Here is a 17664-nt window from a genome sequence, read left to right as displayed (position 1 = left end):
ACGCCCTAGCGGGCGTTCTGTCGCCGCACCATCTCGGAGATCCAGGCGGGGGCGAACGGAGACGTGCAGCCCGGTGGCGTCGGGTAGTCCTTGAGCACCTCAAGGCGTTCACCGATGTCGACGGCTCGGGCGCGGTGCTCGGCGTGCTCGATCCCGATCTGGGCGAGGCAGTGGTTCATCGCCCACTGCAGGCGTTCCGGCGCGTCCTTCATCTCGGCCTCGACGATGTCGAGCAGTCCTACGAGGTCCAGACCCTCCGGCTTCTTCGCCACACGCTCGGTGGTCAGTGCCCAGCCGGCGCTCGCGACCACGGGATCCGGATCGGCGGACCAGGCCAGGCGCAGTTCTTCCGCGTGCGGGTTCTTCTTGACGACGTAGTTCACGAGCCAGTCGTGCACCTTGGGTGCGCGCGCCTCGCGCAGCATGGCGTCCAGCTCGTCACGCTCGAACGCCTTCGGGCGGCAGATCAGGAGCGCCAGCAGCCGTGCCGCGGTGTCGTCCGTCTCCCAGAGTTCGCGTGCGAGTTCGTGCTGCGTCTTCAGCCGCTTCGCGAGCGCGCGCAGCTTGCCGAGGTTCACGCCGTGATCGTCACCGCGCTTTCTCGTTCGCCGCGCGTACCTTCGGGTCCTCGAGCTCGCCGACCTCGGCCATCACCTCGGCCAACACCGTCCCGGCCACCTCGGTCTCCTGTCCCTCACGCCCGTACCCCTCGAACGCGCGTCAGCCTAGCCGTGTTCCCGCAAGCAACGTTCCCCCTGTGTCGTCGTGCGTGCGGCTCGGCATTTCGGGGCATATTCATGCGCGACGAAGCGATCTACCGCCCGGCCAGCCGTTCCGCGCACCGAGGAGACCACGAAGCATGGCTCCCGCCACACCCCAGCCGCTGCATGTCGACACGGTATTGGGTCTCGACCCCGTGCTGATGCGTGTGGGCGGGGACCTGGACATGGACAGCGCGGCCTCGCTGAGGACCGTCCTTGAGCCCTTGCTGGCCAAGAGCGTCGAGATGGATCTCGCGAACGTCACCTTCATCGGCTCCTCCGGCGTCAACGTCCTGCTGTCGCATCACGAACGGTGCCGGGCCGCGGGCGGCCGGCTCGTCGTGCTGCATCCCTCCAGGGCCGTGCGGCAGATCCTCCAGCTCCTCGGTGTGTACGGGCTGCTGGCGGAGCAGGACAGGACCGAAGAGCGGCATGACCCGGGGGACGGCGCCCCGGGCATGCCCTAGCGCTGTTCGTCTCAGGCGCCGAAGCGCTCCGTGTAGGCCGCGGTCGGAGGGGCCGGGGTGGGGCTCGTCATGCCGGCCGACCAGAATCCGGCGGTGCCGGGGATGGGTGTCACGTCGCTCAGGTACGGGGCGGGAGCCGCGTTCGCCGGGCCTCGTACGACGGACCAGGTGCTGCCGTCCCGGCGCAGATACGTGCTGCGGCTCTGGTCCTGGTAGTTCCAGCCCGAGATCCATGCGGCGCGGCCCTGCCCGTCGGCCGCGATGCCGCTCAACGCACCGGCGGTGAAGCCGGGTTGCACCTTTGTCCAGGCCGTGCCGTTCCAGTGGGCCAGGACCGGGTTGCCCGGACGTCCCGGAGGGCCGCCGACACCGGCGTCGGTGCCCACGGCCCATACGTCGTCCGGGGCTGCGGCGTGCACGTCGCCGATGCTCAGGCGAGCGCCCGTGATCGGGGGCAGCACCGTCCACGTACCGTTCCAGCGGGCCACGAGCCCCGACCATCCGCCGCCCGAAGCCTGGTCGCCGCTGACCCAGACCTCGTTGGGCGCGCGCAGCACGATGCGGTACAGACTGGCGCTCGCGCCAGGCAGGGGGTCCAGCCATCGCCACTTCTGTCCCTCGCCCAGCAGCAGGCGGGCGGCGCCGTCCCGGCTGCCGCAGATCCAGACTCGCTGGTCGGGGCCGATCGCCACCGATTCGAGTCGGACTCCCGGTTCGCCCTTGCCGGGGAACTCCGCCTCGCGCCAGGTGGTTTTGTCCCAGCGCAGCAGGGGGCTCGCGTTCCCCGCGGGCAGGCCCACGCTCCACGCCTCGCCGGCGGAGGTGCCGGCGACGTCGCTCAGCCGCCCGGCGTAATCCAGATGCGACAGGTCGGTCTTCGACCAGGCGCTGCCGTTCCAGACCATGGCGAGTGCCCGCCCCTGCGAAGGCCCGGCGCGCCCCTCCTCGCCGACGGCCCAGGCCAGTTGGGGCCCGGCTGCGGCGATGCGGCGTAACTGCGCGGCCGGGGTGCTGCCGGGTGCCGGTACGGGCTGCCAGCCCTGGGCGCGCGATGTCAGCGGCGCGTCGGCCCTTGCCTGGCCCGAAGCCAGCGTGATCCCTGAGAGAGCGCCGATGGTCCCTGCCACAAACCGTCTTCGTTTCATCGCTGAATCCCTCCGCGTGGGTAGAGGGAACCACCGTGAGCCCACGCCGCGCAGAGGTCTAGCCACGCACGTGACAAGACGTGGCAGTGCTTTCGGTAGTCGTGACGGGCTCTAGGCTCGTACGCATGCTGAAGCTCGGAATCCCCGTGATCGGCGTCGCCGACATCCCGCGTGCGGTCGCCTTCTGGACGCAGGCGCTGGACCTGGTCGCCACCGAGGAGTGGCAGAGCGAGGAATGGCGGACGCTCGACCATGCCGACGGATCGGGACGGGCTCTTGGTCTGATGCACAGCGCGTCGCCGGCCGAAGCCCGGCCCCGTCTCCATCTGGACCTCTTCACCGATACCGCTGAGGAACAGGAGACAGAGGTCCAGCGGCTGGTCTCGCTGGGAGCGCGAGCCGTCCCATGGGACCTCTATCCACCCGACCCGGACTTCATCGTTCTCGCCGACCCGGACGACAACCTCTTCTGCGTGGTCGACCTGAGCCGAGCGCCCAGCGGCAGTGCGCCCAAGCGGGAAGGCCGGCCCGAACACCCGTGAACAGCCACACCGTCAGCGCCCTGGAGCGTGCCGCCGCTCATCAGCAGCGGTTCGAAGTGTCCTTCGCGAGATACTTCGCCGAACTCGCGGACGACCTCAACGGGGCGCGACTGGGCCGCTTCCCGGCTCGATGTCTCGACCTTCTCGCGCAGTTGTCGCTGCGCGGCGGCAAACGAATCCGGACCACCCTGCTCTACGAGGCCGCCGGTCTCGTCACCCGGGAAGAGGTCCCGGGGCTGGTGGAAGCCGCGCTGAGTCTCGAACTGCTCCACAGCCACGCGCTCATCCTCGACGACATCATGGACGACTCACCGACGCGACGCGGCGGCCCCTCGACGTACTACGCGTGCCGCGAAGACCTCCCGGACCACCCGCAGGCCGCGCTGGGACTGGCCATGATGACGGCGGACCTCGCCGGTTTCCTCGCCCTGCGCGTCCTGTCCCTGGCCGACCTGCCCGCCGACCGCAAACAGGCCCTGCTCGATGTCCAGCTCGGGGTGACGACCGACACCGTGCTCGGCCAGGTCCTCGACCTGGAACGCGATGTGAACTCATCGAGGTCGTCGGCCGACGACGGCTTGCTGGAGACCGTGTGCGAGTACAAGACCTCCCGCTACACCGTCCTCGCCCCCATGCGCCTCGGCCTGCTCGCCGCGGGCCAGGACCTCGCGGAACACGAGGAAAGTCTGCGCCGCTATGCCCGACTAGCGGGACTCAGCGGTCAGATACGCGATGACTACCTCGACCTCTTCGGCGACCCCGACGTCACGGGCAAGCCCGCGGGCGCCGATCTCCGGGCGGGCCGTCACACCTACCTGACCCGCGAGCTCCTCGCCGTCACCAGCGATGACGAGCACGAGACCGTCAAGGCCGCTCTGGGCAGCGCCGACTCCCCGCCGTGGACCATCGACCGCATCCGCGACATCGCCCACCGCCACGACGTCCACATCCGCCTGCAGCAGACCATCGACCACTACGCCCACGCCGCGTCGGCCGAAGCGAGCACCTGGCACCGGCACTGGAACGGCGAAGCCGTCGCCCTCTTCGAGCAGCTGCCGCTCTGGAACACCCACCGGAACCGATGACGTCGCGCTCCGCCGCCGGCGCCGCTACAGCATCCGCACTTCGGTCTCGGCCTCGGGGAACTTCGCCCACCAGTGGTGGAAGCGGCTGTAGACCGCCGGCTCACGGTCACCGATGAAGGCCGTCAGGGACTGGGCCTCGTCGGCGATCTCGTCCCACGTGGCGGGCGCCAGAGGGTGGAAGGCCGTGACTTCGATGCCGTCCTTCTGCTGGCGCCATACACCGGCGACCTGCCCGTCCACCAGCAAGGTGGGCAGTACGTCGCCGTTGCGCCTGATCACCCACGGCCGGTAGGCCGGCGGTATCACCCTGCTGCGGTCGGCGTACGCCAGCAGAGTGCTGTCCCACATGGCCATGAGCCGGGCAGGCGCGGGGGTTTCGGCGGGCGGCCGAGCGGCGCCGGGAAGGTCGAACAGCACCACCCCCTCCGGGCCTTGGAGCCGCTCGACGGTGTCGCCCAGAGCGAGGAGCGCCGCGCGGACGGGCGCCCTCTGCACCATGGCGAACTGCGCCACGTCCGCGACCGACGCGGGCCCGAACCCTGCCAGGTAGCGCAGGATCAGCGTCCGCAGCGCCTGCGGGTCCCCCGCCCGGCCTGTTGGTACGGGCCCCTTTCGGGCTGCCACGAACGACGGTCGGAGGCCGAACGACCAGGGCGCCTCCGTGGGGGCATGGTGCAACGGCGCGTACGCCTTGAGCCCCCACCACGCCCCCTCTTTCTGCTCCGCGCCGAGCCGCTCCTCGACCCACGCCTGCATCTGCGTCGAGGTCCGCGGCCGGTCGGCGAAGCCGAGGAGTTCCGCCACCAGTTCGTCGGCGTCCGCCGGGGTCAGTCCGGACGCGGCGAAGCGGAAGCCGAGCCGCGAGGCGTACAGCGTCGGCTGCATCGCCGCCCGGAAGGCGGGATAGTCATCGGCGTGTACGACGTGCAGCGTGATCCGCATCAGGGTCGCTTTGACCAGCGAACGCGCGGTGAACGCCGCGTCGAGGTCGGCCGCGGTGAAACCGGTGAGCCGGTTCCACAGAGCGAGGTAGGGCGAGACCGGCTGCTGTGCCTGGAGCGCGACCACGCGGCGCATGCCTTCCTGGACGGTCAGTGGCTCACGTTCCAGCAGCAGTTGGCGGCTGAGGGTCGCTCGGTTGAGTTCACGCGCGGTGATCGTCACGGTTCAGGATTCTGCCCTTCTCGCACGCCCCACGCTCGTCGCGTCGTACGCGCTCAGCGCCGCCCGTAGCGTCAGGAGATCGGTGTGGGCGGCGAGGTCGAGGCCCGTCAGGGTGGCGATGCGGCGCAGGCGGTAGTCCACGGTGTTGGGGTGCACGTGCAGGCGCGCCGCCGTCTCACGGCGGTCCAGGTTCGAGGCGAAGTACGTCCGCAGGGTCGTCGGCAGGTCCGGGCCGTCCGTCAACGGCGACAGCAGCGCGGCCAAGTGCGCGCGGGCCGGGCTGGCGCGGGTGAGCTGGTAGTCGAGGAGCAGCGCGGTCAGGGGGTAGACGCCGGGCGGTCGTCCCGTGCCCGCCGCGGTGTCGCGCAGTTCGGTGGCGAGGCGGACGGCGTGCGGGACATCGGCCGGGGTACTGGCGGCGACACCCGCGATCAGGGGGACTCCGCTCACGGTGATGAGGGATGCCGTCAGCCGCTCGATGCGGGCCCGGTCGGTCTCGGCCGCTTGGTCCGGCGCGGCGTCGGACGGGACGAGCGCGAGGCCCTCGTCGGCGGACAGGCGGGAGAGTACGGGATGTCCGAGGGCGCGGTCGAGCTCCGTACGCAGGCGTCTGATCTTGCGGCGGGATGCCACGGTGGCGTCGACGTCCTCGCGGTCCTCGTCGGGGTGGCGCCCGATGGTGAAGGCGAGCACCAGATAGCACGGCGGGAGGCGTATCCCCAGGTGCGCGGAGTCGAGTTGGGGGCCTCTGCCGTCGAGGAGGGCGGACAGGACGGTGTGGCGGGCCGCGTCGCGCTCCCCTATCAGCGACTGGCTCTCCTCGACGTAGCCCGAGGTGACGGCGGCCGTGATCTCCCGCAGGCAGTCGAGCAGCAACCGGTGGGCCTCGATCAGGTCGTGCGGTTCGACCGTCGCCGCCACCTCCTCCACGCAGATGCGGGCCCCGTAGTGGTAGGCGCTGACGACCGCCTCCACGGGGAGGCGTTCCTCCGCGCGTCTGGCCGCCGAGCGGCGCACCGTCTCCAGGAACTCCGGGGGCGGCATGCGCTCGGTGCGCAACACCTCGGCGAAGGCGCGGATCGTCATGTCGACGATGGCCCGGACGTCCCCGTGCAGTTCCTCGGCGGGCAGTCGCCCGTAGACCGGAAGGTCGTCCGCGATGCGCCGCGTGACGGTCGCGGCCAGCCGCGGCACGTCGGCGATCAGGAAGCGGCTCACGCTTTTGTCACCGGTCACAACTGATCCCTCGGAAAGTCTGGTTGCGCGCCTAGAACACCAAGGCGGCGATGGCCCGGATCATAAGGGCGTCCGTTACCCCCGGTACACCCCACACAGGAGAGCCCGTGCGCCCCACACGCGCCCGCACCACCGCGGTCATGGCCGCCGCCCTGTCCGCCTGCGTCCTCGGAGTGTCTCCGGCCGGCGCGGTGTCTTCGCAGTCGCCTTCGCAGGCGTCTTCGCAGGTGTCTTCGCAGGCCGAGGACCCTTTGGAGTACGTCGCCATCGGTGATTCGTTCGCTGCGGGTCCCCTCATCCCCGATCAGAGCCAGTGGTCGTGCCTGCGCTCCGGGCGTAACTACCCGGCCGTCGTCGCGGAGGCGCTGGACGCGCGGCTCACCGACGTCAGCTGCTCGGGCGCGAAGGTCAGCGATTTCTCCGGCCGCCAGTTCGGCCTGCTGCCGCCCCAGTACGAGGCCCTCGAACCGAGCACCGACCTGGTGACCCTGACCATCGGCGGCAACGACGTCAGCCTCGTCAGCAAGGCACTCGGCTGCGTCAACCTCCTGCCGAAGCCGGCGGGGATCTCCTGCGCCGACACCGCCGCGGCCAAGGGCGACGCCACCGCGAAAGCCATCGCCGCCTGGAGCGCCACCTTCGGCAAGGCCCTTGACGAGGTGCACCGGCGCGCACCGAACGCCCGGATCGTCGTCGCGGGGTACGCCACCTACATCCGCAAGGACGGCTGCTGGCCCACCCAGCCCCTCTGGGACAAGGACGCCAACTATCTCCAGGCCCGCGTGAACCAGCTGAACGGCGTGCTCGCCGAGCAGAGCCGGGCCCACGGCGCCACATTCGTCGACACCGCCGCCGTCAGCGCCGGACACGACACCTGCGCCGCCCCGGCCGAGCGTTACATCGAGGGCCTGGTACCCACCAGCGTCGCGGCACCGCTGCACCCCAACGCCCGCGGGATGGCGGCCTTCGGGACGGCCGTCGCCGAGGCCGCGGCGCGTCCGTGACGGCCCCCCGCCCCAGGACCCGCACCTCAGGACAGGAGATCCCCATGCCGAAGATGGAGAGGCGGTGGCGGTCCGCCACCGTGCCGGCCGCCTCCTGGGTGCGCCGAGCCGCCACCGTGCTGGCCACGTCGCTCGCACTGTCGGCCGCGCTGACGGGCCAGGGAGTCGCGCAGCCACCCACCGGTCCCGATACAGCTACAGCCGCCCGCACGGCCGACAGTTGCCCGTCGGTCGGCGGACGCTGGGCCGAGGACGGCCCCTTCGCCGTGACCAAGGAGCGCGCGGGGCTGAGTCACACCATCCTGCGCCCGGCCGAGCTCGGTAGCAGAGGCTGCGCGAAGCACCCGGTGATCATCTGGGGCAACGGCTCGTTCGTGACGCCGGTGATCCACGACGGGCTTCTGAAGCACCTCGCTTCCCACGGGTTCATCGTGGTCGCCGCGCACACCACGCAGTCCGGTTCCGGTGCCGCCATGCTCGACGGCCTGGACGTGCTGAAGAAGGCCGAAGCCGATCCCCGAAGCCCGTACTACGGGAAGGTCGACCTGGACAAGGTCGGCGCGTCGGGGCACTCGCAGGGCGGCGGCGGAGCGATCAACGCCGGTGCCGACCCGCGCGTCGACGTGACCGTGCCCGTCGAGCCGGGTCCTCAGGGCAGAATCAGCGACCTCAAGGGCCCCATGTTCATCCTCGGCGGTGAGCACGACCCGGTGGTGATCCCCGAGCTCCTGGTGGTCCCCCGCTACAAAAGCGCCGGTCATGTCCCCGCTGTCTACGGGGAGTTGGCGGGCGCCTCGCACGTTACCCCCGCCGGGGACGGAGGCGGGTTCCGAGGGCCTGTCACGGCCTGGTTCCGCTACTTCCTGATGGGCGACCGAGAGGCGCGCGCCGAGTTCTTCGACACCTGCGCCGCGTGCACCTCACCTGCCTGGTCGGACTTCCGGCGCAACGCCAAGGCGGTGAGTCACGAGGACTGACGGCTGAGCCGTCCGGTGGTACGGAACGGCTCCCGGATATTCGTTTCCCTCGACGAACTGCGTCGCTTCGGGCTCGAATAGCGTCGTAGGCAGGTATTCGAGAAGGAGTCGCAGGTGACCGAGGATCCGAACAGCCGAACGGCCGCCGCCGACACGCACACGGTCAGGGGTGCGATGCCGGGGCAGGACGCAGTGAGCGAGGCGACGCCGGGGCATGAGGCGCTTCACCTCCCCGCGATGCTCGCGGATCTCGAGGAACTGGTGGTGTGCGAGTCCTTCTCGTCCGATCTGGACGCGGTGGCGCACAGCGCGGACGTGGTGGCCGCCCAGGGAACCCGTCACCTGGGCGCCCCGCCCGAACGCATCGTCGTCGACGGCGTCACGCACCTGCGGTGGTCCTTCGGCACACCCCGGGTGCTGTTGCTCGGACACCACGACACGGTGTGGCCGATGGGCTCGCTGGCCACTCACCCGTGGTCGGTGAGAGACGGCGTCGCACGCGGCCCGGGGATCTTCGACATGAAGGCCGGCCTCGTGCAGATGTTCCACGCCCTGGCCTCCCTGCCGTCCCTGGAAGGGGTCTGCGTCCTGGTGACCGGTGACGAGGAGGTCGGCTCGGACGCCTCGCGGCCGCTGATCGAGGAGATGGCGCAAAAGTGTGCGGCGACCTTCGTTCTGGAGGCGTCGGCGGACGGCGGCGGTCTGAAGACGGCACGCAAGGGCACTTCCGCCTACGAGTTGGTGGTCCGGGGCAAGGCGGCCCACTCCGGCCTCGAGCCGGACAAGGGCGTCAACGCGGCGGTGGAGGCCGCACATCTGATCCTCGCCCTCGACGCGCTGGCCGAGGAGATCAACGTCGATGCCCCGCGGGACTGGCGCACCACCGTGGTCCCCACGGTGGTCGGAGCGGGTACGACGACCAACACGGTGCCCGCGGAGGCACGCGTCTCGGTCGACGTCCGTGTCCCGACGCTCAGCGCCCAGGTGCGGGTGGACGTGGCGATGCGTGCGCTGAGGACCACCGTGCCCGGGGCGAGCCTCGTCGTACGCGGCGGCCCCAACAGACCTCCCCTGGAGACCAGTTCATCCGCCGAGCTGTTCGAGCGGGCCGATCGTCTCGCCGCGCGCCTGGGTCTCGGCGCACTGCCATCGGCGGCGGTCGGCGGGGCGTCCGACGGGAACTTCACCGCCGGGCTCGGCTGCCCCACTCTCGACGGCCTGGGCGCTGTCGGCGGCGGAGCACACGCCGACCACGAGCACCTGATCGTGGCAGAGATGGTTCCGCGCGCCCGGCTGCTCGCCGCCCTCGTCGAGGAGGTGGCCCGGTGAGTGCCATCGGCGTACAGGATTCGCCCACGCCGCACGGTCTAGTCGTACGGGAGCTGCACGAACTGCGCGAACTGGAGGGAGCCAACGCGCTGTTCGAGGAGATCTGGGGCAGCTCCCCCGGCAGTTCCCCCATGGGTGTCGAGCAGATGCGGGCGCTCTCCCACGCGGGCAACTACGTCGCCGGAGCTTTCGAAGGCGGCCGGCTCGTCGGCGCGTCCGTGGCCTTCTTCGCGGCCCCGGCAGGCGCGGCCCTGCACTCGCATGTCACCGGTGCACTGCCCGGCCGCGGAGCGGGACTCGCTCTCAAACTCCACCAGCGCCAGTGGGCCCTGACCCGTGGGCTGCGACGGATCACGTGGACCTACGACCCGCTGGTGCGGCGCAACGCCCACTTCAACCTGACCAAGCTGGGCGGCTGGCCGGTCGAGTACCTCACCAGCTTCTACGGGGCGATGGACGACGTGATCAACGGCGGTGACGACACCGATCGGGCGCTCATTGCCTGGGAGTTGAACGACGACGCCGCGGTCGCCGCCTCGGAATCACGCCTCGCACCCGTGGCGGTGCCCGACAATGCCGCCACCGCTCTGTCCGTACGCGACGGCCTGCCCGTAGTCGGCCGCAGGGACGCGGCGGCGCTGCTGGTCGAGGTCCCGCCGGACATCGAGGGGCTGCGTCGCACCGACCCCGGCGCGGCCAAGGAGTGGCGCCTCGCGATGCGCGACGTGCTCGGCGGCCTCCTTGCCGAGGGCGCCCGCGTCACCGGCTTCCACGACCGCACCTCCTACGTCGTCACGCGCGACACCACCGCGTAGCCCCGACCCCTCGCTCGCCCCTCCCCCAGGAGCCCAAGCACCATGAAGATCAACGGAATTGAACTGCGGCGGATCGCGATGCCCCTCCGGGCGCCGTTCCGGACCTCCTTCGGCGTCGAGACGGCACGCGACGTCCTGCTTGTGCGCGTGGTCACGCCCGACGGCGAGGGCTGGGGCGAGTGCGTCGCCATGTCCGAACCGCGCTACTGCTCCGAGTACGTCGACGGGGCGGCCGACGTGTTGCGCCGCTTCCTGATCCCTGCGCTGCCCGCCGTGGCGGACGCCCACGCGGTCAAGCGTGCCCTGAAGCCGTTCAAGGGCCACAAGATGGCCAAGGCGGCTCTGGAGACCGCCGTACTCGACGCCCAACTGCGCGCCACGGGGCAGTCCTTCGGCGGCTTCCTCGGCGCCGAGCGTGAGCGCGTGCCGTGCGGTGTCTCGGTCGGAATCATGGACTCGATCCCCGAACTCCTCGACGCCGTGGGCGGTTTCATCGAGGAGGGTTACGTGCGCATCAAGCTCAAGATCGAGCCCGGCTGGGACATCGAGCCGGTCCACGCCGTGCGCGAGCGCTTCGGCGACGACCTGCTGCTCCAGGTGGACGCCAACGCCGCCTACACCCTGGCCGACGCACGTCAGCTCGCCAAGCTCGACGCGTTCGACCTCCTGCTGGTCGAGCAGCCGCTGGCCGACGACGACCTGGTGCAACACGCGGCGCTCGCCAAGCAGTTGCGTACGCCGGTGTGCCTGGACGAGTCCATCGAGTCCGCCGAGGACGCCGCCGCTGCCATCACGCTGGGCGCCGCTTCGATCATCAACGTCAAGCCGGGCCGGGTCGGCGGCTATCTGGAGGCCAAGGCGATTCACGACCTGTGCGTGGCCCACGGCGTTCCCGTGTGGTGCGGAGGCATGCTGGAGACCGGACTCGGCCGCGCCGCCAACGTCGCGCTCGCCGCGCTGCCCGGCTTCACCCTGCCCGGCGACACCTCCGGCTCCAGCCGCTACTTCGCCACGGACATCACCGAACCCTTCGAACTCGCCGACGGTCACCTCGACGTGCCCACCGGACCGGGGCTCGGCGTGGAGCCGGTCGACGCGATCCTTGAAGGGGTGACGACGGCCAAGGAATGGATCCAGTTGTAGGGGCTCTGCGGGATCATGGACGGATGACTGCCGCCCTTCATCGAGCTCATCGAAGGGGCTCCGGGCAGCCCCTGGGACTCGTCCGACGGAGCCAGGTTCGATCACATCGGCTTCTGGACCAGCGATATACAGCAGAGTTCGCGGCGCCTGGGTCCGCCCGGATGCCATCCGCTGAGGAAAGCGGCCTGCCTGCTCAGGTCGACGAGTTCGATCCGTGCGCCGACACTGAGAGCCGATGCCCGCCATCGAAGAGACGTAGGGAGACGGTACTTGAGTCGCCCCCCCCGGGGGTTGCTAGGTGACGGTGGGCTGCATCAATCGCAGTTGCAGCATGAGAGCGAAACGCACCGAGGGGTCCCCCAGATCGATCTGCGCCACCTCAGCGACTCGCCGGATGCGGTAGCGGAAGGTGTTGGGGTGGACGAACACGCTCGCCGACGCGGCGATGACGTCGCCGAAGGCGTCGAGCCACGCGCGCAGCGTCTCGACCAGGTGGGAGCGGTGTCTGGCGTCGTACTCCACCAACCGGGCCACCGGGCCGAGCAGTTCGTCCCCCTGCGCGGCGGCCAGGTCCCGCAGGTCGAGCAGCAGCGCGTCGACGTGCACGTCGCTGATCGAGGCGACGCGCCTGCTGCCCAGGTCACTCATCAGCACCCGCAGCGCCCGGTCCGCCCTGGTGCGTGAGCGGCCGAGCGCCGACGGCTCGGTCGCCACCGACCCGATGCCGATCACCACCCGCGTCCACTTTCCGGCACGTTCCAGGAAGTTGTCCGCGATCTGCACCGCACGCTCCCGGCCGGCCGCCGGGTCCGCGGGTACCGGGACGACCGCGTAGGCCACGTCGCCGAGGAGAGCGAGAGCCGACCGTGGCTGCACCGCGTTGAGGTGGATGCCGAGGGCGCTGGTCAGCCGCTGGCGTTCCGCCGCCAGCTGAGCGTGATCGCTCTTCGCCCCGGCCAGGCCCATGGCCATCACCACCGTGGGCTCGTTCACCAGGCCGAGCCGGGCCAGGGCGTCCACCGCACCCGTGCCGCCTTCGAGGACGGTACTCACGAGGTCGGCCCTGAGCCGGTTCTGCGCGTCGGCGCCCGCCCGGTGGCGCAGCAGGTGCAGGGCGACGAGCTTCGCCGCGTCCTGGAACGCCTGCTCGCGATCGGGGGTCAACGGCTCCTCGACCGCGGCCCACACAGACCCGAGGAACTCGTCACCGGCGCGCACCGCGACGGCCACGCGCGGGATGGCCGTCTCCCCCTCCTCGACCGTGGCCGGGGCGATGTGCACGGGGCGGTCGCTGCGGTACAGCTCACTGAAGACGCCGCGGCTCTCCAGGATCCGCAGATATCCGTCCGGCACCTGGCGGGCCAGGATCGTGGCGACACGCGACTGGTCCGCCTCGTCCTGACGGCCCGAGAACGCCAGGATGCGCTGACGCCGGTCCTCGATCGTGATCGGCGCGTCCAGCAGCGTCGCGACGGCGTTGGCCAGCGCGAACAGATCACCGGAGGGCACTCCCCCGAGCGACTCCACCCCCGTCTCACCGACGTCCCCCTCGGTGAGTAGCGTCCGCAGGAGCTCCGTCAGCTGCGACCACGACGCGCCCTGCGTCAGGCTTACCAGCACCACCCCCGAGGCCGCCGAAGCCGCGGCCAGCGCCTCGTCCCGCTCCACCGGGCCACGCACCACGAGGGCCGCCGCACCGTGCTCTCCCAGCTCGCGCATGAGCCGGGCGATCGCCTCCGTCCCGTAGACGCCCACGCCCAGCACGATGGCGCGCGGCGGGTACGCGACCACGTCCCCCGGGTCATGGATCACCACCCCGCCGAGCCCGTCGGTCGGACCGGTCCGCTCGGACGGCTCCGCCGGCTCGGTGCTGCCGTGCACGAGATCGAGCAGGGCAGGGCTGAAGTCGTCGAGCACGCGGGCAAGGCTGGTGCGAAGGTTCGTCGGCACGTCGCTGGTCACCACCCCAGGCTAAGAGGGCGACCGTCGCTGACGTTCGTGTGGGGGAACAAGTTGGCGACGGGAAATCGTCGCCGCGTACCGACCGGCAGGGCGGCGTCACGTGCTCAGCGGCCGCGCAGAGCCTTCCAGTCGTCCTCGAGAATCGAGTACTGCACGATGTCGTGCCATACGCCGTCCACGTGCCCGTAGTGGCGCAGCCGCCCCTCCCGCACCATGCCGGCCTTCTCGATGGCTCGCTGCGCGGCGACGTTCGACGGCATGAAACCCGACCAGACGCGGTGCAGGCCGAGCCGGTCGAAGCCGAGGACGCCCAGCAGGAAGCCGATCTCGACGCTGTGGCCCACGCTGACCCGGTCGGCGCGCAGGGCCAGCCCCACTTCCGCGCTGCGGTAACCGACGCGGACCATCCCGCCCTCGCCCGACTGATCCTCGACGATCAGCTTCGCCGAGCCGATCAACTCACCCGTGGCGATCTCGCTGACACCCAGGCGGTAGTGCGTGCGGGGCGTCCGCCGGGCGCCTGCCCTGGCCTGTTCGACCAGTGCGGCGGCGTCGGGGCGCCGAAAGGGCGGCATTCCGAACTCCCGGGTCGTACGGGGGTCGCCGAAGATGCCGAGTACGCCGTCGACGTCGCTGGGCAGGAACTCCCGCAGTCGCAGCGTGCCGCCCTCGACGAGAACCCCGCGCTGCTCCGGCACCGGGGGCGGCCGTTCATCGACGCTTGCCAGGGGCGCTTCCCGCGGAGGCCAGAGGTGGATCTGCTCTCGCTCGGCTTCCAGGCGTTCCGTCATCTGCTGACTCCTTGGTGATGTTGCGTCGGGCCGAACGACACGCGCGTGACCCAGAGTGGCTTCCGCGCACGGAACGCAGGAAGGACGTTGGCCAGGGGCAGGACCCACCCGCAGAGGAAGCCCCGGCCCCGTGGTTCGCGAACCGCTCGCACGGCGGTGACGTTCGGGTGCACCGCGCGCAGCGTGCGCTGTTCCGCCGGTGTCATCCCCCAGAGCATCGGCGGCGGGCGGTATCCGGCGGGGTACTTCCACCGGCCGCGTTCGGTGCGGGCGGCCATCCAGGCAGGCGGGGTGTCGAACACCAGCTCCGCTCCCGGGAACCGGGCGGCGCAGTCCTCGATGAGCCGGTGCACGACCTCCCGGGGGAGATACATCAGCATCCCCTGGGCGAGGATCAGCAGCCCGCGCGAGGCGTCGACCTCGTCCATCCACCGGGTGTCGGTGGCCGAACAGGGCAGTGTCCGGTGCCGTGGCTCATCCGGCAGCAGCCGTCGGCGCAGGGCCGCGACCTCGGGCAGGTCGACCCCGAGCCAGCGGACTTGGCCGTTGTCCACCCGCCAGAACTGCGTCTCGAGACCCTCCCCGAGCGAGACGACCATGCCGTCCGGGTGGTCCCTGAGGAAACGTCGCACCTCGCGGTCGTAACACCGCGCCCGTACGGCCATCCCTTGGGCGTAGCCCCAGTTGCCGGTGCCGAACCGCCCCTCGAAGGGGTAGTCGACCGCGTCGATCACTTCGATCGCCTTCGGGTCCCGCAGTGCCGAGCGAGGGTGCTTCGCGGCCAGAGCGCGGTGGTGCAACGTCCATAGCGTCGTTTCGGCGACGCCATCCAACTCGGCCTTCCGCTTCTGTCCGTTCATCCGGCGATGGTCACAACTCTGTCGGCGCCCCAGCAAGGAGCGTCACTCCTGCGAGCACATTCATCACTCCTTCAGTTGGGATTTCCGCCGCGGAGCGTCGTTCTCGGCCTTCAACTCGGATGAGGGGCCTGTCGGATGCGGAGGCTAGGCTTCGTGGTGACGCGAGTGCCTGGGGCGGGAGGGTGCATGCCGACTGCGGCCACGAGCGGGGGCTTTGGCGATGGAGCGTGCCCGCGGCGGGTCCTGGTGGTGGACGACGACGCGGCCATCTTGAAGTCGCTCGGCAGAGGTCTGCGCGTGAACGGTTTTCACGTCGAGCTCACCGGCCGCGGGGCCGAGGCCCTGGAGATCCTCGGCCGGAAGAGCGTGGACGCCGTGGTCCTTGACGTGTCGCTGCCCGACATCAGCGGCATCGAGGTGTGCCACAGGACGCGCGAAGTGGGCGACGACGTACCGCTCCTGATGCTCTCGGCACTGGACGAGACGCAGGACCGTATCGCCGGCCTCCAGGCGGGGGCGGACGACTACCTGGTCAAGCCCTTCGCCCTGCGGGAACTCGTGCTGCGCCTCGACGCACTCCTGCGCCGCAGCGCCGGGGCGCGTGAACGTGACGCGAGAGGCGCGCACACGGTGCGGGTGGGCGGGCTGGTGCTCGACCCGGCCGCGCACCGTGCGGTGCTGGACGGCCACGACCTGGACCTGACCCGGCGTGAGTTCGCGCTGCTCGAAGTGATGGCCCGGAACGCCGGTCTCGTGCTGAGCCGTGATCAGTTGCTGAGCAGAGTGTGGGGGTACGACGTCGCCGTACGTACCGATGTGGTGGATACGTTCGTGAGTTACCTGCGCCGCAAGACGGAGGCCCGGGGACGGCCCCGGCTGCTGCACACCGTGCGCGGGGTCGGCTTCGTACTCCGTGACGACCGGGCGGGCACCGGGTGAGGCTCGCGACGCGCATCACCCTGATCGCCGGGCTCGGAGTGCCGCTTCTCGTGGTGCTGTGCGGATGGTCGCTGTTCCTGCTCATCGCGCACGACCTGCACACGGAACAGGACGCGCACCTGCGCAAGCGTGCGGCGAGCGTCGTCGAGGACGCCCGTCGGCTGCTGCGCGTCACGGCGGACGGCAAGCCGGTCATCGCCCAGCAGCGCGAGCGCGCCATGTTCGGTGCGGCACTGGACGTGGGTGTCCGTGTCGAGGGGCCGTCAGGAGTGGTCGCCGGTGGGCCGCAGCCACCCGCGGGCACGGAGCTGCCGACCGCGGCGACGGGCCCGGTCACCGTCGAAGCGAGCACGTCGGCAGGCGGCGGACGCAGGGACAGCTGGCGGGTTCTGGTGCGCGAGATCGACGGCTCGCACCCCGGCGTGCACGGCCGCCTGTGGCTGTTCGCGTCGGACAGCGCCGGACGTGAACAACTCGATTCGGTCCGCAGCCGTGTCGTATGGGTGGCGCTGGGCGCGGCACCGCTCTCGGCCCTGCTGGCCTGGCTCGCGGCGTCCCGGGCCAGCCGCCCGCTGCGTCTGCTCCAGCGTCAGGCCGGCGGCCTGGACCCGGCGGTCGGTTCGGCTCGGCTCGAGCACGCGCCCACCGGGGTCAGTGAGGTGGACGAGCTGGCCGGCACCCTCACCACCGTGCTCGCCCGCTACGACGAGCAAGTACTGCGCGCCCGGGGTGCCTTGGAGACAGCGCGGTCCTTCGCCTCCACGGCCGGGCACGAACTGCGCACCCCCATGACCAGCATGCGCACGAATCTGGATGTGCTCGCCGAATGGGAGGGGCTGGAGCCCGGCGAACTCCGCGAGATCATCGATGACCTGAGTCATGAACACGACCGGATGCTGGGTCTGCTTGTCATGTTGCGGGAGCTCGGCCGAGGGGAGCTGGCAAGCCACGAAGCCATGGTTCCGGTGGACATGGCGGACATCGTCGAAGCCGCCGCCGAGGACGCGAGGCGCCGTCACCCGGAAGCGGACCTGCGCCTGGACCTGCCGACCGGAGCATGCGTCATCCGTGGCTGGGAGCACGGACTGCGCACCCTGGTCGACAACCTGCTCGCGAACGCCCTGACCCACGGCCGTGATCCGGACAGTCGCCAGGCGCACGTCAGGGTCACCCTGCGTACCGAACGGGGCGTCGTGGTGCTGCGGGTCGACGACAGCGGGCCGGGCATCGCACCCCACCTGCGGCAGACGGTCCTCGAACGGTTTCATCGCGCGCCCGACAGCGAGGGTCATGGTCTTGGGCTCGCCCTGGTGGCCCAGCAGGCGACTCTGCACGGGGCGGCGCTGCGGCTCGACGAAGTCCCCGACGGCCGCGGAACACGCGCCGAGATCCGGTTCGCCGCCGCGGGGGCCCGGGAGGGGTAGCCGGCGGGTCGGCCACGGGC

Annotated in this window: 16 protein-coding genes and 1 pseudogene; 10 read left to right on the top strand and 7 right to left on the bottom strand. The window is 70.8% G+C overall.

Annotation, left to right across the window (positions count from 1 at the left end; genetic code table 11):
• Positions 1-5: 5 nt before the first annotated feature.
• Positions 6-651: pseudogene (locus tag ABXJ52_RS35480) on the bottom strand (DNA alkylation repair protein).
• Between the two features lie 208 nt (positions 652-859).
• Between ABXJ52_RS35480 and ABXJ52_RS35475 the strand changes: the two are divergent.
• Positions 860-1228, top strand: a complete 369-nt coding sequence (locus ABXJ52_RS35475; protein WP_367048017.1) for an STAS domain-containing protein — start codon at positions 860-862, stop codon at positions 1226-1228.
• Between the two features lie 11 nt (positions 1229-1239).
• On the opposite strand, the gene ABXJ52_RS35470 is transcribed toward ABXJ52_RS35475, so the two are convergent.
• A complete protein-coding gene (locus ABXJ52_RS35470; RefSeq protein WP_367048016.1) occupies positions 1240-2355 on the bottom strand; it encodes a hypothetical protein in 1116 nt (371 codons plus the stop codon).
• A 143-nt stretch (positions 2356-2498) separates the two neighbouring features.
• On the opposite strand from ABXJ52_RS35470, the gene ABXJ52_RS35465 reads away from it, so the two are divergent.
• Complete coding sequence (locus tag ABXJ52_RS35465) at positions 2499-2915, top strand: VOC family protein (protein WP_367048015.1); 417 nt, start codon at positions 2499-2501, stop codon at positions 2913-2915.
• Positions 2912-4000, top strand: a complete 1089-nt coding sequence (locus ABXJ52_RS35460; RefSeq protein WP_367048013.1) for a polyprenyl synthetase family protein — start codon at positions 2912-2914, stop codon at positions 3998-4000. Before ABXJ52_RS35465 ends, ABXJ52_RS35460 begins: the two co-directional genes overlap by 4 nt.
• Before the next feature lie 24 nt (positions 4001-4024).
• On the opposite strand, the gene ABXJ52_RS35455 is transcribed toward ABXJ52_RS35460, so the two are convergent.
• Together ABXJ52_RS35455 and ABXJ52_RS35450 are read right to left on the bottom strand one after the other, a co-directional pair.
• Entirely contained in the window at positions 4025-5164 is a 1140-nt protein-coding gene (locus tag ABXJ52_RS35455) for a winged helix DNA-binding domain-containing protein (protein WP_367048011.1), read from the bottom strand.
• A gap of 3 nt (positions 5165-5167) precedes the next feature.
• Positions 5168-6400, bottom strand: coding sequence for a helix-turn-helix domain-containing protein (locus ABXJ52_RS35450; RefSeq protein WP_367048009.1), 1233 nt, complete (start codon positions 6398-6400; stop codon positions 5168-5170).
• A gap of 107 nt (positions 6401-6507) precedes the next feature.
• Here ABXJ52_RS35450 and ABXJ52_RS35445 point away from each other — a divergent pair, with 107 nt between their 5' ends.
• The 5 genes from ABXJ52_RS35445 (at position 6508) to menC (ending at position 11668) form a co-directional block, all read left to right on the top strand.
• Positions 6508-7404 carry an SGNH/GDSL hydrolase family protein gene (locus ABXJ52_RS35445; RefSeq protein ID WP_367048007.1) on the top strand — a complete coding sequence of 299 codons (897 nt, stop codon included), beginning with the start codon at positions 6508-6510 and terminating at the stop codon, positions 7402-7404.
• 44 nt (positions 7405-7448) lie between these two features.
• A complete protein-coding gene (locus ABXJ52_RS35440; RefSeq protein ID WP_367048006.1) occupies positions 7449-8381 on the top strand; it encodes an acetylxylan esterase in 933 nt (310 codons plus the stop codon).
• Between the two features lie 237 nt (positions 8382-8618).
• Entirely contained in the window at positions 8619-9710 is a 1092-nt protein-coding gene (locus ABXJ52_RS35435) for a M20 family metallopeptidase (RefSeq protein ID WP_367049474.1), read from the top strand.
• Positions 9707-10525, top strand: coding sequence for a GNAT family N-acetyltransferase (locus tag ABXJ52_RS35430; RefSeq protein WP_367048004.1), 819 nt, complete (start codon positions 9707-9709; stop codon positions 10523-10525). Before ABXJ52_RS35435 ends, ABXJ52_RS35430 begins: the two co-directional genes overlap by 4 nt.
• A 42-nt stretch (positions 10526-10567) precedes the next feature.
• A complete protein-coding gene (menC, locus tag ABXJ52_RS35425; RefSeq protein WP_367048003.1) occupies positions 10568-11668 on the top strand; it encodes an o-succinylbenzoate synthase in 1101 nt (366 codons plus the stop codon).
• Between the two features lie 294 nt (positions 11669-11962).
• On the opposite strand, the gene ABXJ52_RS35420 is transcribed toward menC, so the two are convergent.
• The 3 genes from ABXJ52_RS35420 to ABXJ52_RS35410 all read right to left on the bottom strand — a co-directional run bounded on the left by ABXJ52_RS35420 (position 11963) and on the right by ABXJ52_RS35410 (position 15281).
• Positions 11963-13630: a helix-turn-helix domain-containing protein gene (locus ABXJ52_RS35420; protein ID WP_367048002.1), complete on the bottom strand. Its 1668-nt coding sequence runs from the start codon at positions 13628-13630 to the stop codon at positions 11963-11965.
• Between the two features lie 104 nt (positions 13631-13734).
• Positions 13735-14421 carry a GNAT family protein gene (locus ABXJ52_RS35415; protein WP_367048001.1) on the bottom strand — a complete coding sequence of 229 codons (687 nt, stop codon included), beginning with the start codon at positions 14419-14421 and terminating at the stop codon, positions 13735-13737.
• A complete protein-coding gene (locus ABXJ52_RS35410; RefSeq protein WP_367047999.1) occupies positions 14418-15281 on the bottom strand; it encodes a class I SAM-dependent methyltransferase in 864 nt (287 codons plus the stop codon). The genes ABXJ52_RS35415 and ABXJ52_RS35410 overlap by 4 nt, the downstream gene beginning before the upstream one ends.
• Positions 15282-15467: 186 nt before the next feature.
• On the opposite strand from ABXJ52_RS35410, the gene ABXJ52_RS35405 reads away from it, so the two are divergent.
• Both ABXJ52_RS35405 and ABXJ52_RS35400 read left to right on the top strand, forming a co-directional pair.
• Positions 15468-16220, top strand: coding sequence for a response regulator transcription factor (locus tag ABXJ52_RS35405; protein ID WP_367047997.1), 753 nt, complete (start codon positions 15468-15470; stop codon positions 16218-16220).
• The gene (locus tag ABXJ52_RS35400) at positions 16217-17644 is read left to right on the top strand and encodes a HAMP domain-containing sensor histidine kinase (protein ID WP_367047995.1); all 1428 of its coding nucleotides are present in this window, start codon (positions 16217-16219) and stop codon (positions 17642-17644) included. The genes ABXJ52_RS35405 and ABXJ52_RS35400 overlap by 4 nt, the downstream gene beginning before the upstream one ends.
• The last annotated feature ends 20 nt before the right edge of the window (positions 17645-17664 follow it).

The organism is Streptomyces sp. Je 1-332 (genome assembly GCF_040730185.1).
GTDB lineage: Bacteria > Actinomycetota > Actinomycetes > Streptomycetales > Streptomycetaceae > Streptomyces.
Note: the sequence above shows the minus strand (reverse complement) of the source record. Positions and strands in the feature narration are given on the sequence as shown.

What these genes read in the sequence shown, in the direction of transcription:
- ABXJ52_RS35475 (WP_367048017.1), top strand. Translation starts at nt 860, where the DNA reads ATGGCTCCCGCCACACCCCAGCCGCTGCATGTCGACACGGTATTGGGT.
- ABXJ52_RS35465 (WP_367048015.1), top strand. Translation starts at nt 2,499, where the DNA reads ATGCTGAAGCTCGGAATCCCCGTGATCGGCGTCGCCGACATCCCGCGT.
- ABXJ52_RS35440 (WP_367048006.1), top strand. Translation starts at nt 7,449, where the DNA reads ATGCCGAAGATGGAGAGGCGGTGGCGGTCCGCCACCGTGCCGGCCGCC.
- ABXJ52_RS35435 (WP_367049474.1), top strand. Translation starts at nt 8,619, where the DNA reads ATGCTCGCGGATCTCGAGGAACTGGTGGTGTGCGAGTCCTTCTCGTCC.
- menC (WP_367048003.1), top strand. Translation starts at nt 10,568, where the DNA reads ATGAAGATCAACGGAATTGAACTGCGGCGGATCGCGATGCCCCTCCGG.
- ABXJ52_RS35415 (WP_367048001.1), bottom strand. Translation starts at nt 14,421, where the DNA reads ATGACGGAACGCCTGGAAGCCGAGCGAGAGCAGATCCACCTCTGGCCT.
- ABXJ52_RS35410 (WP_367047999.1), bottom strand. Translation starts at nt 15,281, where the DNA reads ATGAACGGACAGAAGCGGAAGGCCGAGTTGGATGGCGTCGCCGAAACG.
- ABXJ52_RS35405 (WP_367047997.1), top strand. Translation starts at nt 15,468, where the DNA reads ATGCCGACTGCGGCCACGAGCGGGGGCTTTGGCGATGGAGCGTGCCCG.